Annotated in this window: 17 protein-coding genes and 1 pseudogene; 10 read left to right on the forward strand and 8 right to left on the reverse strand. The window is 45.0% G+C overall.

Annotated elements, in window-relative coordinates:
- Both DZC79_RS18475 and DZC79_RS18480 read right to left on the reverse strand, forming a co-directional pair.
- The gene (locus DZC79_RS18475) at window positions 1-594 is read right to left on the reverse strand and encodes a dihydrofolate reductase family protein (RefSeq protein WP_118953100.1); all 594 of its coding nucleotides are present in this window, start codon (window positions 592-594) and stop codon (window positions 1-3) included.
- 70 nt (window positions 595-664) lie between these two features.
- Entirely contained in the window at window positions 665-1528 is an 864-nt protein-coding gene (locus tag DZC79_RS18480; RefSeq protein WP_232831880.1) for an alpha/beta fold hydrolase, read from the reverse strand.
- A gap of 313 nt (window positions 1529-1841) precedes the next feature.
- Between DZC79_RS18480 and DZC79_RS18485 the strand changes: the two genes are divergently transcribed.
- The gene (locus DZC79_RS18485; protein WP_118953102.1) at window positions 1842-2870 is read left to right on the forward strand and encodes an Atu2307/SP_0267 family LLM class monooxygenase; all 1029 of its coding nucleotides are present in this window, start codon (window positions 1842-1844) and stop codon (window positions 2868-2870) included.
- 147 nt (window positions 2871-3017) lie between these two features.
- Here the strand turns inward: DZC79_RS18485 and DZC79_RS18490 are convergent, their stop codons facing one another.
- The 6 genes from DZC79_RS18490 to DZC79_RS18515 all read right to left on the reverse strand — a co-directional run bounded on the left by DZC79_RS18490 (window position 3018) and on the right by DZC79_RS18515 (window position 7278).
- Complete coding sequence (locus DZC79_RS18490; RefSeq protein ID WP_157977260.1) at window positions 3018-3587, reverse strand: hypothetical protein; 570 nt, start codon at window positions 3585-3587, stop codon at window positions 3018-3020.
- A 302-nt stretch (window positions 3588-3889) separates the two neighbouring features.
- A complete protein-coding gene (locus DZC79_RS21920; RefSeq protein ID WP_118953104.1) occupies window positions 3890-4183 on the reverse strand; it encodes a DUF4365 domain-containing protein in 294 nt (97 codons plus the stop codon).
- Window positions 4184-4948 carry a metallophosphoesterase family protein gene (locus DZC79_RS18500; RefSeq protein WP_118953105.1) on the reverse strand — a complete coding sequence of 255 codons (765 nt, stop codon included), beginning with the start codon at window positions 4946-4948 and terminating at the stop codon, window positions 4184-4186.
- 2 nt (window positions 4949-4950) lie between these two features.
- Entirely contained in the window at window positions 4951-6024 is a 1074-nt protein-coding gene (gene arsB / locus DZC79_RS18505) for an ACR3 family arsenite efflux transporter (protein ID WP_118953106.1), read from the reverse strand.
- Between the two features lie 28 nt (window positions 6025-6052).
- On the reverse strand, window positions 6053-6895 hold the full coding sequence (locus DZC79_RS18510) for an arsenite methyltransferase (protein WP_118953107.1): 843 nt from the start codon (window positions 6893-6895) through the stop codon (window positions 6053-6055).
- Between the two features lie 53 nt (window positions 6896-6948).
- Complete coding sequence (locus DZC79_RS18515; protein WP_118953108.1) at window positions 6949-7278, reverse strand: ArsR/SmtB family transcription factor; 330 nt, start codon at window positions 7276-7278, stop codon at window positions 6949-6951.
- 589 nt (window positions 7279-7867) lie between these two features.
- Between DZC79_RS18515 and DZC79_RS18525 the strand changes: the two genes are divergently transcribed.
- From DZC79_RS18525 to DZC79_RS18565, 9 genes and pseudogenes are all read left to right on the forward strand, one after another.
- A complete protein-coding gene (locus DZC79_RS18525) occupies window positions 7868-8188 on the forward strand; it encodes an ArsR/SmtB family transcription factor (RefSeq protein WP_118953110.1) in 321 nt (106 codons plus the stop codon).
- Between the two features lie 39 nt (window positions 8189-8227).
- Window positions 8228-8710: an SRPBCC family protein gene (locus tag DZC79_RS18530; protein WP_118953111.1), complete on the forward strand. Its 483-nt coding sequence runs from the start codon at window positions 8228-8230 to the stop codon at window positions 8708-8710.
- Between the two features lie 15 nt (window positions 8711-8725).
- On the forward strand, window positions 8726-9571 hold the full coding sequence (locus DZC79_RS18535; protein ID WP_118953112.1) for an alpha/beta fold hydrolase: 846 nt from the start codon (window positions 8726-8728) through the stop codon (window positions 9569-9571).
- A gap of 33 nt (window positions 9572-9604) precedes the next feature.
- Complete coding sequence (locus DZC79_RS18540) at window positions 9605-10126, forward strand: hypothetical protein (protein ID WP_118953113.1); 522 nt, start codon at window positions 9605-9607, stop codon at window positions 10124-10126.
- Window positions 10127-10221: 95 nt separating this feature from the next.
- Entirely contained in the window at window positions 10222-11265 is a 1044-nt protein-coding gene (locus DZC79_RS18545; RefSeq protein WP_118953114.1) for a YWFCY domain-containing protein, read from the forward strand.
- Between the two features lie 133 nt (window positions 11266-11398).
- Window positions 11399-12046, forward strand: coding sequence for a response regulator transcription factor (locus tag DZC79_RS18550; protein ID WP_118953115.1), 648 nt, complete (start codon window positions 11399-11401; stop codon window positions 12044-12046).
- 264 nt (window positions 12047-12310) lie between these two features.
- A complete protein-coding gene (locus DZC79_RS18555) occupies window positions 12311-13231 on the forward strand; it encodes a hypothetical protein (protein ID WP_118953116.1) in 921 nt (306 codons plus the stop codon).
- Window positions 13232-13626: 395 nt separating this feature from the next.
- On the forward strand, window positions 13627-15612 hold the full coding sequence (locus DZC79_RS18560) for a sensor histidine kinase (protein WP_157977261.1): 1986 nt from the start codon (window positions 13627-13629) through the stop codon (window positions 15610-15612).
- 201 nt (window positions 15613-15813) lie between these two features.
- Window positions 15814-16575 (forward strand): annotated as a pseudogene (locus DZC79_RS18565) (GNAT family N-acetyltransferase); the annotation flags it as partial.
- Between the last annotated feature and the right edge of the window lie 794 nt (window positions 16576-17369).

Here is a 17369-nt window from a genome sequence, read left to right on the forward strand (position 1 = left end):
TTATATTTCAACATCAGCGGTTACGATTTCCCCGGCCCGCTTGTAGCAAGCTATAATTACTCCTTTTGTGGTCACGTGGCTTTCTATTAACGTAAAGGCTGCCGGTGCCGCTCCGTTTTCGAACAGCTTTTTTCCTTCACCCAGGATTACGGGATAAATTTTGAGACGGAGCTCGTCTACCAAGTCATGCCGGAGCAACAGGTGAATGAGCTCGCTGCTGCCCCATACCTGGATATCGCTACCCTCCGATTGTTTCAGCTCCCGGATAGCGGCAAGGTTTTTGAGGAACTCGGTATTTTTCCAGTCTGACGTTTCCAGGGTTTGTGACAGCACGTATTTGGTGCCTTCATTGATGCCCGGCCAGAAGTCGGCATGATGAGGCCAGTAAGAGGCAAAAATGTCGAAGGTTTTTCTGCCCAGGAGATAGTCTGCAGGCTTCAGCTCTTCCTGCATGATCCTGCCGAAAACCTCGTCGCCGTAAGGCGCCGTCCAGCCGCCATACCTGAAGCCGCCTGAGGTATCTTCCCCCGGTCCGCCGGGTCCTTGTATCACGCCATCCAATGTGATCATGGACAAAACAGTTATTTTTCTCATTGTGTTGCTTTTTTATGGTAAGGTATTGCTGTTACGCTATGCTTTATATTTTGCTCTTGCGGAGCAATGCCTACTTTAAAAAATTATTCAGGTAGTTCAGGATCGTTGGCGTCTGCATCATCAGGCTGATATGTCCTTGTGCAGGAACAATGGCGAGCTGTGACCGGGGCATCGTCCCCAGATCCGCAGCCACAGCGCCGCCCAGCAATTGATATGTTTTGATCAGCGCTATCTTATCCAGTCCGTCATTGTCTCCGGAAATGATGAGTACGGGCGAAGCAATTTTCGAAATATGGGCATCGCCGAAATCGTAAGGTTCCCGGGCGGAAGCGATCATTTGCTCCAGAAACTTAGTCCATTTTGTTTTATCCGGCGCTATGGCATCGTATGCGGCTTTCATCGGCGTGTTGTTAAAGAGCTCAGGCTTCATGGTCTTAAACGCATTGTTTATTTCGGGGAGCCAGCCTTTACTTTTATAGGTAGCAGAGATGATAACCAGCTTCCTTAACCGTTTGGGGCTTTGTATCGCGAATTTGTAAGCCACTGCACCGCCAAAGCTGAACCCCGCTACATCGGCGCTGTCAATCTTCAGGTAATCCATTACGCCTTCCACATCGCTGGCCAAAGTAGCATGCGACAATTTTCTGTCGGAATAGGCAGTATGGCCATGGCCCTGCAATTCAACAGCAATGACCTTCCTGGTTTTGGACAGCTCCGGGATCAATTCGCTCCAGTTTGTATTGATGGTCATAAATGCGCCGTGCAGCAAAACGATAGGCCTGCCTTCGCCATAGACTTCGTAATACACCTTGATACCGTTAACCGGCGCGTAGCCGCTTTGGGAAGGTTTGATCTGTTGCCCGTTTGACCGGGATGCTATGCACATAAAGAGAGCAGATAGCAATATCGATTGAAGCAAATTACGTGTTTTCATTTCGTTGTTGATTTCGTTTGATTTTATTGACAATGCAAAGATGGTGCGCCTTCCGGTACCGGATACGGTGTCAGCACGACAACTTAGGGGGTGGAATCCGCAATATAGCGTTACAGGCGAAGCGCATGAGCAATGGACCTTGATGCAATGACATTTGATAATAGATTTTGTTGATGTTTGTCATTTTCATTCTGTGTGTAAACGCTCAAATTTGCTGCAGGAAACAGGATAGGGAAGTGGATAGCCTCTATCCGATCCTGTAGCGCGCATGATGCTCACGCAAACATGTTTTAAACAGAAAATAAAAGCAATTATGGAAATTGGAATAGACAGTTTCGCTGCTACAGGGGCTTACGACGGCCCGCTCGATGCGCAGCAGAATAGGGACGCCATGGAAGCCCTGCTGAAAAAGATCGAATACTCGGACCAGATGGGGCTGCATGTGTTTGGCCTGGGCGAACATCACAAAAAAGAGTTTTTAGATGCTGCACCTGCGGTGATACTTGCCGCGGCGGCTGCCCGCACGCAAAACATCCATCTCACCAGCGCCGTTACCGTGTTAAGCGCCGCTGACCCGGTGCGGGTATTCCAGGAATATGCCACGCTGGATATTATTTCCAAAGGCCGCGCCGAAATTGTAGCGGGCAGGGGCTCCGCTATTGATGCGTATCCTTTGTTCGGATTCGATCTCAGGGATTACGATGCGCTGTTTGCGGAGAAGATCGGGTTGCTGCTGACTATCCGCGATCATGAGCAAGTAAGCTGGAAAGGGCGGTTCCGGCCGGCGCTGCAGGAACAGGCCATTTATCCGCGACCGGTACAAAAGCCGCTCCCGGTATGGATCGGTGTGGGCGGTACGCCGGAATCCTTTGTCCGGGCGGGTACATTGGGCGTTCCATTGATGGTGGCTGTTATTGGTGGCGAAACGCACAATTTCAGGCCGCTCATAGATCTGTATTATGAAGCCGGGGAAAAAGCGGGCCATCCCCGGGAGCAGCTAAAAGTAGGATTGCATTCCCTGGGCTATGTTGCCGAAACCACACAGCAGGCTAAGGACGAATATTTTCCGGGATACCAGGAAATGATGGGGAAGCTCGGTAAGGAGCGGGGCTGGCCAACACCTACCCGTGCCGGGTTTGAAGCGCAGGCCGGACCGACCGGAGCTTATGTGGTGGGCAGTCCGGAGGAAGTAGCGGAAAAGATTCTGCGTCACAGCGAAGCCCTGGGCGGCATTGCAAGATTTACTTTCCAGATGGATAATCCCGGGCTTACCAGCGAGCAGGTTTACAAGTCAATAGCGCTGATCGGTACCAGGGTGATCCCGCTGGTGAATGGCGTGTAATGAACTTTTTCAGGAAATAAAGCGGCAAAGCCGCTTTGTCCTTTTGCCACGGACGACCGGATTGCCTCCGGTGATCCGCAGGCGGGGAAAAGGCGTACTTCATGCAGCTTTTTTTATGCCTCTTCCTTCCAGATCACTTTTTGCGTACTATTTACTGCTGCCCACCGGGTAGAAAGGCTCAAGCATTTTACAGGCAGTCCCTGTTTCCGGCACCCAAAAAGAGCCTCCCCAGATGGTCTCAGGATGATTCAATATTTGCATGGTAGTAACCCTGATCGCATCTACAGCCTGCGTTTCCGGCAATGACATCAGCATTTCCGCTTCTTTTTTGGATACCCATTTTACTTCAGCCACGTCTTTCGGCGACTTCAGCTTACCGCCGGAGATATGTGCAGCGTAATGCGTACGGATGGAGACCACAGGCTTGAAGTCGAACTGAAACGTCACCATGGCCCGCAATTGCGGAACGGTAACTTCATAGCCAAACGCCCTTGCCAGGCTATCCAGGGCGCCTTTGATGCTCTGGTTTTCATTATAGCGCAGCGACGGCGTGAGCCAGCCGGTTTTATATTTTGCAAGTAGAATTTCGCCCTGCTGATTGACCATCAGCAGGCGGAGAATTGTATAGTTATCTGCTTTCACAGCCTTGTCAGACATTGATTGGGCAAATAAAGTAACTGGCAACAGATACAAAGCAGCAAAAAGGAGTTTCTTCATAAATGCGGAATTTTAGCGGGCTATACGGTCGGAATAATGCTTTCTCCCGGCCAAGTTATACAACTTTTTCAAGATACCGGTTTCTATCGTAAGCTGTAAGCATTTTTAACGCTTTGAAGTATAAATGGCGCCGTTAGTTTCTCAAGGCACTTGTGCCGCTTCTTCCCAATTGCTACCGTAATACTTCCTTTTTATTCTCTCTAACTCTAATATTATTTTTGCATCCTTGTACGCTTGGAGATAATCTTGAGGTTCTTGGTTTGCGCAGGCAATTTTTTCAAGTATCTCTTTGCTTTCTTTAGCTAGAACATTTTGTTTAGGTATATGAAGCTTGAACCCTTTCCCTGTAAATTTTTTATTTCTTTCCAGTATGCTAAACCTGACGTTCTATTATAAATGATTATAATTATCGGGAGTGAATGCTTTAACCAATATGAGGCGTGAAGCTTTTTTCTTCTGTAAACGAAACAATTGCTATTTTCTTCTTTGAAATAACTATTTCCAGATTTTATTTGGGCTGCAATTAATCTGCCTGATGGTATGGTACTTTGTGACAGTAATTTAATTGAAATACAGTCATTTGTACCGGCTTGCATTTAATGGCCATTCCTCAACATAGCTGCATAGGCATCAGGCAAGGGACTGCTCTCGACAGCCTTTGCCGCTTTTTCAATATCGTAATCGAAACGGATAAACGCTACCTTTATGCTGTCCTTGTCCTGGACTGTGCTGGTATCGTCTATTGTCAGCATTACATAGCACCCTTGCGGGTTTCCGTCTTTGGGCTTACCGGCAGAACCCAGATTAATTGCATGGCGGTAATGCGTATCGCCTGATGACAGAACCCTGTGATAAGGCTTATGCGTATGGCCGAAACACATGATATCTGCATCGGCCTGTTCCATGATCCGCAACAGGCTCTTTTCGTCACGGTCTTCAAACAGATATTCATTGATCTTGCGCGGGCTGCCATGCACCAGAAGCAGGTTCAGCTTGTCTTCGTTCAACTGGAATTCTACTTTGATATGTGCCGGAAGCGTCCGCAGATAGGCCCGTTCTTCCGGCTGCACGATCTCGTTGGTGTATGAGATAGAAACCTTGCCCATAGCCTTTTCTTCATCGGTCTTATAGGCACAGCCGCAATCATCACTTGTACGGCCTATGCCGAAATCATAGTTCCCCGCAATCGTCGGAATGCCGCGCTCCCTGATAATGTTTATGACTTCATTAGGCCAGATATTATAGCCAACCAGATCGCCGAGGCAATAAATGGCATCCGGCTTACGGCTGTCGATATCTGCCAGACAGGCTTCTAATGCCGGAAGATTTGCGTGTATATCGCTAAACAGTGTTATTTTCATGTTTATGCAGTTTCAGTTTTATATAATTTCCTTTTGAGGTAGAAAGCGACATTGACCAAGGCAATAAGCGCAGGGACTTCGACTAAAGGCCCGATCACTCCAGCGAATGCCTGACCTGAATTAATACCAAACACACCGATAGCGACAGCAATCGCCAACTCGAAGTTATTTCCTGCTGCGGTAAAGGATAAGGCGGTATTTTGTGAATAATCTGCTCCCATACGTTTACCAAGCAAAAACGTCACAAGGAACATAATGGCAAAATAGATTACAAGCGGTATGGCAATCCTGACCACATCCAGCGGTATATCCACAATCAGCTTTCCTTTCAGGCTGAACATGGCAACGATGGTAAACAATAAGGCCATTAGTGTGATGGGACTGATTTTAGGAATAAACTTGTTTTCATACCATTTCCTGCCTCTGGCGCGGATCAGCGCATAGCGGCTCAGGAAGCCTGCGATAAAGGGAATACCCAGATAAATAAACACGCTTTCCGCTATTTGCTTAATGCTTATATCAATATCCATTCCCGTCAGACCGAAATACGGCGGCAGGACTTTGATAAAGAGCCATGCAAAAAGGCTGTAGAAAACTACCTGGAAGATGCTGTTGAAAGCCACAAGCCCTGCCACATATTCCCGGTTTCCTTCTGCAAGTTCGTTCCAGACAATCACCATTGCGATACAGCGGGCAATCCCGATCATGATAAGGCCAACCATATATTCCGGCTTGTCCCGCAGGAATATGATCGACAGCAGGAACATAAGGACAGGGCCAATCAGCCAGTTCATTACAAGCGAAAGGGAAAGTACTTTTGTGTTTTTAAACACCTGCCCAAGCTGTTCGTATTTAACCTTAGCCAATGGCGGGTACATCATCAGGATCAGGCCTATCGCGATAGGAATATTGGTTGTTCCAGACTGAAACGAATTGATCAAGCCTGACGATGACGGAATGAAATAGCCAATCGCTACCCCTGTTGCCATTGCAAGGAATATCCACAGGGTTAAGTAGCGGTCGAGGAAGCCCAGCTTCTTCCGCTCATGGGCCGGGTTACAGTTGTTTGCGCTCATGTTATTGATCTTGTCAGGTGGTTAAAGGTTAGCAACAGCCGGAACCGGGTTCGCAGCAGGCGGCCTCGGGTTTCAGGGCATAAACGGTTACGCTGAAAATGCCGACCTTGCTTTGCTTGAACGCTTCGATTTCTTCCGCTGAAAGATGGTTGCTTAATATGTCATTGGGAACGATAATCGGCTTTTGCTTCTGTACGGTAACATTCTTAAAGCCATTCTGATGAATAAGGTTCAGGTATTCTTCCCGCTGGATTGCACCGGATATGCAGCCCGCGTACATTTCAGCAACATGCTTCAATTTCTCTGGCAGGTCGCCAACCAGTACCACGTCTGAAATGCTGAAATGGCCGCCGGGTTTCAGTACGCGGTAAATTTCTTTGAAAACACCGTCCTTATTGGGAACAAGGTTCAGTACGCAATTGCTGACGATCACATCCGCAACATTGGCTGTCACAGGCATTTGCTCAATATCGCCCTGGCGGAATTCCACGTTATTATAGCCAAACTTCTCAACGTTGATCCTTGCCTTATCGATCATGGCCTCGGTAAAATCAATGCCGATCACGCGGCCTTTCTCGCCGACTACAGAACGGGCGATAAAGCAGTCGTTACCTGCACCGCTGCCAAGGTCAATCACTGTGTCGCCTTCTTTCATCTGTGCGCATTCAGTAGGCAGGCCACAGCCCAAACCTAAATCGGCATCTGCATTATATCCTTCCATGTTGGTATAATCGTCACTCATGATGTTATACACTTCAGTGCTGCATCCACCTGCACCGCAGCAGGAGCTGGCGTTGGTTTCCTTGTTCTGTAAAGCAATCTCGCTGTATTTCTGGCGGACAAGCTCTTTTAATTCCTGATCGTTGTTCATTTTTTATACTATTTTAATATTGCGATATTACGATTGATTAGGGTAAATTTTTTTTAACAGCAATCCGATTTCAATTTTACTTCTGCAAAGAATCCCGAAAGAATTTGCTTATACTCATTCCAGACTTTCGGATTAATGCAGTAGCACACGCTTGTCCCTTCGATGGTTCCCTGTATCAGCCTTGCGTTTTTCAGCTCTTTCAGGTGCTGGGAAATGGTTGGTTGTGCCAGACCCAATTCTGTCACCAAATCGCCGCAGACACAGGCGTTCAGCTTGATAAGTTCCTGCAAAATAGCAATGCGGGCAGGATGAGCCAACGCCTTAGCCATATTGGCAAGGTTGTTCTGCTTCTTCGTAAATAAATCGCTCTTAGTCGCGCCCATGATCTGTTCCTTTTATTGCAATATTACGATTAATATGTAACCCGCCAAAAAAATCAACAAATTTGTCGGAATATTTCAAAAGCCAAATTCGAATATTTATGAAAACGTCTTTTGTAAATGCTCCACATATTCTTGCTCCGTGGCAAAGCTATTTCTTCCAAAACGTCGTACTTTATAATTGACCATAAGGTTCTGTATATTAATCAATATCTGCTCCTTAAGCCCTGGCTTCTTAAACTATTGAGCCATATCGGAAAATCAGGATTTCTTTTGAGATCTTCCAATGTGATAAGCATCAATGCCGAAAAAACTGTAACGACTAGCCAGAGACTTCTTTGATTGAATAAACTTCGTCTTCCCGCAGGCGTACAATTACAATCTTTTGCAGGTGGTTTTAATACATGACCTAAAGCTACTTGCTCATCTAATTATCTGATACTTACACATGGTGAGCAATCCCTCCTCCGGAGCTTATAGACATAAGGGCAACGTTTGACTGATGCTCAAAATCTTGCTTTTAAAAAAAATCTTAAAAAAATTTGCACAACCAAATGGTTGTATTTACATTTGACAACCATTTGGTTGTATTATGATAGAAAGAAGAGATGTTTTTCAAGCAATAGCTGATCCTACGAGAAGGATGATTATACAGAAGCTTTCGGGCGGGGCGCTGAATCTCGCTGGAATTATAGCAGATTTTGGTATTAGCAGGCAGGCGATCGCCAAACACATCAAAATTCTTAATGAATGTGGTATGGTCACTATTACCTCAAAAGGGCGGGAACAGGTTTGTGAAGCCCGGCTTGAGCAGTTGGATGAGGTTATTCACTGGGTGGCCGAATCCCGGAAATTGTGGGTGCAACGTTTTGAGAAATTGGAGAAATTCCTCGATGATACTTCCTCAAAGTAAAATGAACTAAAAAGGTCAATAATAAATAAAATCAAAAAAATGGAAAATCGTGTTAACAATAATGAAGTGTTCATAGAACAAACCTTTAACGCAAGTCTTGCGAAAGTTTTCAATGCATGGACAGACCCTGAGAAATTAGTAAAATGGTATGCACCGGATGGCTGTACCATTCATTTTAAAAGCATTAAAGTTGAAACAGGCGGACAATTCCACTCGTGTATCGCTAATCCCCAATTCGGGGACTGTTGGGTTATAGGGGAATATAGGGAAGTGTTACCTAACACAAAAATTGTGTTTACGCTAATCAACGCAGATGAAAACGGCAACCCAATAAACCCGGTTGCAATTGGAATGGACCCTGATTGGCCTGGGGAAACGCTTGTCACCGTGACATTTGCAGAAGAAAACGGAAAAACCAAATTGCAATTACGACAAACGGTTTCTCAGGAATTAGCTAAAAAAACAGGTGCATACCCAAGTTGGCTGCAAATGTTGAACCATTTACAAACTATGTTCAACTAAAAAACTAATAAAAAGATGAAGACAATCGTTTATGCTGCTTTAGGGTTGCTGCTATTATTATCGTTCAAATCTTTCGCAAATGATACCTTAATTTCCCAAAATGGCTATGCAGAAGTCAACGGAATTAAAATGTATTATGAAATTTATGGCGAGGGCAAGCCACTCGTTTTGATCCACGGCGGTGGCTCAACCATCCAAACAACATTTGGAAGGGTTATTCCAATGCTTGCCAAAAGGTATAAAATTATTGCCATGGACTTACAGGCACATGGACGTACCAGTGACAGGGATGCGTCTGAATCTTTTGAGCAAGATGCAGATGACGTTGTTACCCTTCTCAAAAATCTGAATATTGCCAAAGCAGATTTTCTGGGTTTCAGTAACGGAGGAACAACCGCTGTTCAGATCGCCATCCGTCACCCCGAAATAGTTGATAAGCTCATCCTGGGTTCTACACTTTGCAAACGCAATGGCATGCCTGCGCAGTTTTGGGATTTTATGAAACAGGCAACTTTAGCCAATATGCCCGAACAATTAAAAGAAGCGTACTTAAAAGTTACGCCCAATCTGAGGGGGCTACAAGTTATGCATGATAAGGATGTCGAAAGGATGATAAATTTTAGAGATATACCAGACGAACGGATTAAATCTATCAAAGTACCGACCTTAATTATCATAGGCGACCAGGATATTATAAAACCCGAGCATGCTATAGAAATGCACAGGCAGATTGCCAATTCAGAATTGGCCGTAATTCCGGGAGTACACGGTGAATATATTGAGGAAATTACCACACTAAAATCTAACGCTAAAAAATCAGTCTTTGTTATTCCAATGATTGAAAGCTTTCTTGATAAATGAAAAACGAAGTATTTTTTAGTTTAAACCTGGTTTATGATTGACGAATCAAATGGCCGCTGGAATAGAAAAGCGCATACAAACAAGGGCAGTGATCTTGGTAATGAGTATAGTGCATCTAAACTGGTGGCGCGCATCAGTCCGACTGGTTCTGGCGCTAAGACATCGCCTGCTGCGGAAAGCAATTTAGCCGAACAGCTCCAGGAGTCTGTTGATTTCTCAAAGGGACCGGCTTCTGCTCTGCTAGATATTTACCAGCGTGGTGTGCGTCTGGAATATGATGATATTGGACGGTTGCTTCTGGGTTCCGGGACAAGTTCTGGTGAATCCTATACAACACTTTCTTCAAAAATGAAAGCATACTTTGAATTAAATCATATTCACCGGCCGGTAGTTGATCAGTTAAACGCATTTGTCGACGACCTGATCAAAAATGGACGTGCTCTTTCCACAAGTCTGCCCGGCCTGACTTCTCTTTTACAGGATTTGTTGCAGCGGCAAGCTCAGGACATTGCGTTTTACGTCCCCCATAAACGAAAGCGTCGCCGCAGGCACTAGTTCTCTCTGATACCAATCAATGATCTGGATGAACAATGCACTGTTCGTCCTGGCGAAGCCATGTCCTCCATTTTCTAACCTTAATAGAAACCAGGATGTCAACCGGAGAAAACGAGCAGGGGCTAAGAACAATAGTCGACTTTACACGGCTGCTTAGCGTCGCTACCTTGATTTTGCATTTTTACACATTCTGTTATCCTGCTTTCAAACAATGGCAGCTAACAGCAACTTTTACCGATCAGGTTGTTTCGAATTTACTTCATCTTCCTTTTTTCAAATCGATACTCACGGCGAAGGGCGCTGCATTGATTTTGCTCGCTGTCTTCCTTTTGGGGATAAAAGGCAAGAAAGATGAGAAGGTTACTTTGAAACATGCCGTGACGTTGTTGAGCACGGGCCTTGTTCTCTATTTCATCAGTGAGCTTTTCCTTTTTATCCCCGGCAGGACTGATTTGATGGCCGCGGGATATATGTCTGCATGTAGCACAGGCTACCTGCTTATGGTTACAGGGGGCACCTATTTATCCCGTATCCTTAAAGTAAAGCTTTTAGGGGACGTATTTAACAAGGAAAATGAAACCTTCCCCCAGGAGGAGCGCCTGCTGGAAAATGAATTTTCGATCAACTTGCCCGCACAGTACCGGTTAAAAGGCAAGGTAAGAAACTCGAATATAAATCTGATAAACAGTTTTCGGGGTGTTCTTGTCTCAGGCAGTCCTGGAGCCGGTAAGACCTATTACATCATCCGTAATATCATAGACCAGCAGATCCGAAAGGGTTTTAGCATGTTCCTCTACGACTTTAAATATGACGACCTGTCAAAGATCGCCTATAACTATCTTCTCAAATACTATCATAACTACAAAGTACCGCCCAAGTTTTATGTTGTCAACTTCGATCGACCGATGCATCGATGTAATCCCCTGGAGCCGGATGGGATGCAGGATATTACAGATGCAACAGAAGCCGCAAGGACAATACTATTGGGATTAAATCGCGAGTGGACCAAGAAAATTGGCGAATTTTTCGTGGAGTCACCAATTAATTTTTTGACGGCTGTTATCTGGTATTTGAAAAAATACAAAGGAGGGAAGTACTGCACCCTGCCCCACGCTATTGAACTTATGGGAGCGGATTAGCGCTGTCTTCGATTTACGGGCAGCTCTGTTTCTGATAGCGCTCTTTTCCGAATCAACTAATGTATTCATTTTCATAAATACCGTCTTTCGACGGGTCTTGAAATAATAATCGGGTGATAATTTTGTAGTGAAGATGAAGTCCGTTAAGATTGCCATATTGGAGAGCCGGCCATTTGTATCTGAGGGTATAGAAAAAGTGCTCGAAGATGCCGGGGCATTCGAGGTATGCCTGAAGACAGAGACCGCGGAGAGCCTTTTCAGGCAATTGTCATTTATGAAGGAGGGCGAACGGCCGGATATTATTGTGCTGAACCTTCTACAATCCGGAGCAACTGTCTACGACACTATTGATACATTACGGGAATGGTACCCGGAAATTAAATTACTGATCTGCGCAGACTTTCAACAGGAGACGGTGGTAGAAAATCTATTAAACAGCGGCATTTCTGTCCTGATGCCAACCAGCAGCAGGCCCGTAGAAATTGCAGAAGCGCTCAGGACAATAGTGGCCGGTGAATTGTATTGCTCCGCCAATGTATCTAAAGATCTTTTGGTCAGGTTCCATGATGATCGTCTAAGGCAGGAGCTAACAGCAAAGGAGATTGAATTTCTTAAATTTTGCTGCCTGGACCTGACTTATAAAGAGATCGCATCCAGGATGCACATCAGTGTGCGCACCGTTCATCATTACAGGGACAATCTCTTCCTGAAGTTGAACGTAAGGACAAAGACCGGCCTTCTGCTCTATGCGATGAGTGCCGGCTTTGTTCCTTTAAAGTAAGGTTTCGTTAATACCCCACCCGTCAAAAGACCCCCGCCGAAAAGCGGGTTTTTATTTGCAGTCATTGATCCAGCTTTGTAGAAGCAGATGAGAAGCGATTACGGCCTTCAGACTGGCCGTGCTTTTGATCACCTACAAAACGAACCCTCATGTTTGCAACGCTTACTGCGACGATTCTGGTGCCAATACGACCACCTCCCTTTGGTCTGCTTTTGACATCATACGCTTCAAACCAATTATTATTTCAAACTCAAATCTTTCATCATGAGACATAAATTCCTACTCATTGCACTTTTTACGAGCATTATGGCTTGTCAACGCCCCGGAACCGGAGTTACGGATACGACAAAAGCCAGGTCCGTCACAGCTTGCACATTTGTGACTTTATCCGGGAATATTACCAGCAACACCACACTTAACGCTGCGAATACCTATTTGATCAGTGGCATTGTAGTTGTAAAAAGCCCGGCCACCCTGACCATCCCAGCAGGGACAGTTTTACAGGGTGTTAAATCAATCAGTGCAACAGCCTGGTTGGTTGTTGAGAAGGGGGCTAAGCTTGTTGCTACCGGTACCTCGTCAAATCCGGTTGTTTTCACTTCTGATCAGGCCCCAGGCAGCCGCGCAGCCGGGGATTGGGGCGGCATTGCTTTTGCCGGTCAGGCCACCAACAACAACAGCAATTTGCTGGATATTCCCCTTAGTGGTTCATACACGCTCAGTGGCGGAGGGACAAACGACCTGGATAATTCGGGCAGCCTTCAATACGTTCAGCTCCATTTTGCCGGTGCGGGCTTTAGCAATGATCCTTCCAAATCAGCGCTGCTCTTCAATTCCGTTGGTTCGGGCACAACAGTCGATCACATACAGGTTACCAACAGCAAGTATGACGGCATGAGTGTTTTTGGCGGTACAACGAGTGTTAGCAATGTGTACAGCTACAACCAGGGACGTACGGATTTTCCGGTTTCTTTTGGATATAGGGGTAATATGCAGTTTATGGCAGCTATGCGACCAGACAAGGCGTTTAGCCCCATTGCCGCCGCTTACGGAATGGATATTTCTAATAACCCAATACCTGTGTTGTGCTGCTGTCGTCAGGCCACAGCTCGAGGGTATCAATTTCGTCAAGCTTATCGGCGTCAACAGTACCCCACGGGAGGCCTTTGCCTTTGTAACCAATAAACTTCTCCTTTTCCGGAATGTGAAGTGATTGTCCCATTAGCCAGCGCGGTGTGCCGGATGGCATTATCTTATCCAAATAGCTGATCGCCATTTTTTATTGGAAGATAGGGAATGTATAAGAAATGAACAAGATCCTCCTATTGAGGGAATAACCGGTCTTAATTCTTTCGGTAGATTTTTAGGCTCACCAAAGCCATTCCTTCCTTCCGCACCTTCCTTCAGTAGGGCATTGCCGATTTCAACGGCCTTTTCACGGAGCTTTTTGGGCTGGTTCTTATAGGATTGATATCATATTTCTACTATATGATCAGTAAAGAATAAACATACGCCGTGGTCTCCATAATACCTGCGGTGTCAAATTCAATTAAATATTATTTGATTATTATTTCTTTTCTTTGCGCCTGGTCATTTATGCTGCTTTTGTATACCATCAGCGAAACTCAAAGAAATTGAATAATATTTTGTCAATGAAAGTTTTATTGGACTCGCTTCTGTCGGTTAAGAACAATGATGGCGTCTCGATTCACAATAGGTACTCGTTAAAAAAGATACTGATCGTTTTTTTTATATTCTATTTTATCTCACCGGTGGTGTATGGTGATAATGTAAAAGATTCTGCCCGAAAAGTAATCTCGGGGATCGATCAGGCCTATACAGGCGGTCGCATAGAAAGAAAAGTGTATCTCGATTCTGTTTATGCGACAGTGAACTTGCTGCTGTCGGCCAACATTAACTTTACAAACAAAGAAGCTATTGAGCTGTTAAGGCAATACCGAAAAACAATATGGGAGGAGGATAATACCTATGAACAGAAGCGCAACTATTACGCTATTTTGAGTTCCCAGGCCCATATGGCCAGCCGTATGGGGGAAAAGTTATACTACACGGAGAAAATTGACAAACTGGAGCGAGCTGCCAACCACAACAGGCCCTCACTTTCGGCTTTATCCTCTCTCGCCGCATATTACGAGGTAGTTAGTTCGCCGAAAAAAATAATAGCACTTTACGAAAAATCAAAGAGCTATATAGATACCATACCACAGCTGGCCAGAAAAGAGCCCATGACCGGGAAGAATCTGGGTCAGGCTGTCATTTTTCTTTATTTTTCCGCAGCTGCTTATTACGATCTCGGGGAGATAACCAATGGCGATGCTGCAGCTGCATTAATGCAGCAAATCATTCGCATCACAAAAGAAAAATACGGCACAGACAACAATTTAATGAGTGCCCTCGGTCATGTGCAGACCCTTACAGCTATTAAAGGGGCATCTGCAACAAAAGACGCCAAGAAACAATGGGAGACCATACAACAGCTGGAGGCATTACGGAACAGTGCCACAATGCCCCAGGAACGAAGAAACCTTATTGACATCAATCTTAATTTCTGGAAACTTAACTATTTTTTAAAGCAGCGCAACCGCGACAGTACCGCCCGTTACCTTGATATTTATGGACGGATTATAGAAAAAGGCGGGAAACCTTACCTGCTGTTCGAGTATGAAAACTACAAAGCACAGGCGCTGTATAACCAGGGGCTTTTTAAAGAAAGCGCCGATACGCTGACGAGGGCGATCGCGATCCTGGACTCGTCCCGCTCGCTTATTGCACAGGACGTAGACAATATACTGTATGCACAAGCAGAAGCAGAGGAGAAACAATTATTACTGGAAGAAGCCGCCGTAAAGCAAAAAGCAACCGAACGTAAATTAATGCTGACAGGTTTGGCGCTCGGGCTTTTGTTGTTGCTGGGTATATTTATAATACGATTTGTTCGTCACAGACAGCAAGGCCGGTTTTTAAAGTTCAAAATGAACCTTGCCCGGAATATACACGATGAAACCAACCCGGCTCTTTTGTATGCCAAAGCCCTGGTGCGCTCACAGGGAACCGGCAACAGCAGCGAAAAAGCCGAACTGGAAAAACAGATCGATCATACCATGATGCTTATCCGCAGCCTGTCGCATGATCTCAGGTCAGACCGGCAATATACTATTGCCAACCTCATTGAGGATACCGAACAGCTATTGCGAAAGCTAAATCCCGACAACAGTTTTGCTTATGCCATCGGAAAGTCATTGAATGAAAAACGCTTTATCAGTCATTACCAATACTCTGAATTGAAAGCAATTTTAAATGAATGCATTACCAATACAATTAAGCATGCCGAATTCAGCAAAATTGAAGTGAATTTTGAGCAAAACAATAACCGGCTTACGATCACTTACAAAGACAATGGCAACGGCTGGGATGGCGCTCAAAAAAGCAATGGCATGGGTCTGAAAAATATTGAAGAAAGGATCAACGGCCTTAATGGAGACTACAGTATACAGAATCAGCACCCGAACGGGTACGTGATACAGTTATCTGTGTTATTAAGATAGTTTGTAAAAACAGTACATTAATAAATAGACAAAGGCTTTGAGCATTTCGTCATCAAACAGCATACATCGAAAAATCGTCGCCTTTTTTATTCATCGAATTAAATTCTACAAGTTCGAATGAGGCAATTTACCCGATCACAAAAAAGTAATGAGAAAAGATGATATTTTGAAAAATATTACCAGTCAGGATATTGGGATAATAGCTGCCAGTTGTATTCGTTGTTTGATAAGGATAAAATAGTAGCGCACATCACCGCAAGCCTGTTTACTTCAAGTTGGGATAACCAACCCAGAACCGTGTTGCAGGTAGGGACTGTTATGACGGATGAAGCTTACCGGAACCGCGGACTGAGCCGTTTTCTAATGGAATACATTCTGAAGATTTATAAAGACAAATCAGATGGGATACTGCTGTTTGCAAATGAAACAGTCTACCAGTTTTATCCTAAATTTGGTTTAGTACCCGTTAACGAATACCAGGCGGTAACACATACCCGGCCATCAACTGAGAACAAAAAGCATTCTGTACGCAAACTAGACCTTTCAGTACCAGAAGATCTTCATGTATTTCGGCAAGCCGTGCACCATGCGGTACCCAACAGCGCATTCCCGATGCAGTGTCAGGCACTGTCTTTCTTTTATTGTGCAGCCAATCCGGAATTTGGATTCAGCGACGCCATGTACTACATAGATGCTCTAAAAAGCGTGATAGTAATGCAGGAAGTCGAAGAAACACTCTATATACAGGAAATATTTGCTCCGCAGGAAGTAGCAATCAGGGAGGTAATAAACTCCTTTACCGGCGAAAAAGAGCAGGAAATCCGGTTAGGATTTACCCCTCTTAACGGAACGTTCGAATACCAGCCGTATCATGAGGAAGACCTTAAGCTGCTTGTATCAAAAAAACTGCAACCGTACTTCGAAAAGCAACAACTGATGGTGCCCATTCTGTCGCATACCTGATAAAATACACCCGATGCGAACGTGGCTTAGTGACACCGGCAGTAATGAATTTTGGAAATTCCGGCCGTGGGGAAGTCAAGCCAGCGAGGTGCTGCATTCGGTCTATTGTCGGTGTGGAAGTATGAATGTGTGGCAGCTTAAAAGAGGTGAGGTTCTTACCGATGATGTCTGCCAAAATTGTGGCACAGTCTTGTTTAACGACCTGGCGAATTCGATTTAGAGGTCATAAAGGACCATATCTAGTTGTCGGGCCCAATCATGACTTTTATAGATAACGGTACTAAAGCCGGTAACCTGCAGCGGTTTTAGATTGTTGCTCGGCTATAACGGCCCTGTCTGGTTGAATTTTAATCAAGGAGCTGCGACCCCTTTACTGACGTACATTACAATCTATTGGATGCCCATATTCAGCTCGTTAAAAAGAGCATCGATCCGCTTTCCAGGTCCTTGTTACCGGTGGTCATGTTATTGGCATGTCACAAAATGACTTAATGAGGTTTAATGAGGAAAATATGATCCATTACAATGCTTTTGAGTTATGAGCCTGCGAATCCAGATCGGCAGAATACGTTCTTCCTGTAGGCTTTTTAGAGCTGAAAGTCGGCTTATGAAAAAAGTGGATAAACGCGGAAAGCCAAAGTCGTTTCGCATAAAGTTGAATGATTCGCGGGCTGTGCTAGGCACAGCAGCATTCTATTTATATTTGCATTATTATGGTGCTGATCATTATTTTACTGTACGTTGCGGCCATTATCGGTGCCTGGTACTTAGCAAAGTATTTGGCAAAAGCTACG

Source organism: Taibaiella helva (assembly GCF_003545695.1).
Lineage (GTDB): Bacteria > Bacteroidota > Bacteroidia > Chitinophagales > Chitinophagaceae > Taibaiella > Taibaiella helva.

Coding starts and splice junctions, on each gene's coding strand:
- DZC79_RS18535 (WP_118953112.1), top strand. CDS start 8,726: ATGAAGACAATCGTTTATGCTGCTTTAGGGTTGCTGCTATTATTATCG.
- arsB (WP_118953106.1), bottom strand. CDS start 6,024: ATGAGCGCAAACAACTGTAACCCGGCCCATGAGCGGAAGAAGCTGGGC.
- DZC79_RS18500 (WP_118953105.1), bottom strand. CDS start 4,948: ATGAAAATAACACTGTTTAGCGATATACACGCAAATCTTCCGGCATTA.
- DZC79_RS18490 (WP_157977260.1), bottom strand. CDS start 3,587: ATGAAGAAACTCCTTTTTGCTGCTTTGTATCTGTTGCCAGTTACTTTA.
- DZC79_RS18550 (WP_118953115.1), top strand. CDS start 11,399: ATGAAGTCCGTTAAGATTGCCATATTGGAGAGCCGGCCATTTGTATCT.
- DZC79_RS21920 (WP_118953104.1), bottom strand. CDS start 4,183: ATGCAAGCCGGTACAAATGACTGTATTTCAATTAAATTACTGTCACAA.
- DZC79_RS18540 (WP_118953113.1), top strand. CDS start 9,605: ATGATTGACGAATCAAATGGCCGCTGGAATAGAAAAGCGCATACAAAC.
- DZC79_RS18475 (WP_118953100.1), bottom strand. CDS start 594: ATGAGAAAAATAACTGTTTTGTCCATGATCACATTGGATGGCGTGATA.
- DZC79_RS18555 (WP_118953116.1), top strand. CDS start 12,311: ATGAGACATAAATTCCTACTCATTGCACTTTTTACGAGCATTATGGCT.
- DZC79_RS18510 (WP_118953107.1), bottom strand. CDS start 6,895: ATGAACAACGATCAGGAATTAAAAGAGCTTGTCCGCCAGAAATACAGC.
- DZC79_RS18480 (WP_232831880.1), bottom strand. CDS start 1,528: ATGAAAACACGTAATTTGCTTCAATCGATATTGCTATCTGCTCTCTTT.
- DZC79_RS18530 (WP_118953111.1), top strand. CDS start 8,228: ATGGAAAATCGTGTTAACAATAATGAAGTGTTCATAGAACAAACCTTT.
- DZC79_RS18525 (WP_118953110.1), top strand. CDS start 7,868: ATGATAGAAAGAAGAGATGTTTTTCAAGCAATAGCTGATCCTACGAGA.
- DZC79_RS18485 (WP_118953102.1), top strand. CDS start 1,842: ATGGAAATTGGAATAGACAGTTTCGCTGCTACAGGGGCTTACGACGGC.
- DZC79_RS18545 (WP_118953114.1), top strand. CDS start 10,222: ATGTCAACCGGAGAAAACGAGCAGGGGCTAAGAACAATAGTCGACTTT.
- DZC79_RS18515 (WP_118953108.1), bottom strand. CDS start 7,278: ATGGGCGCGACTAAGAGCGATTTATTTACGAAGAAGCAGAACAACCTT.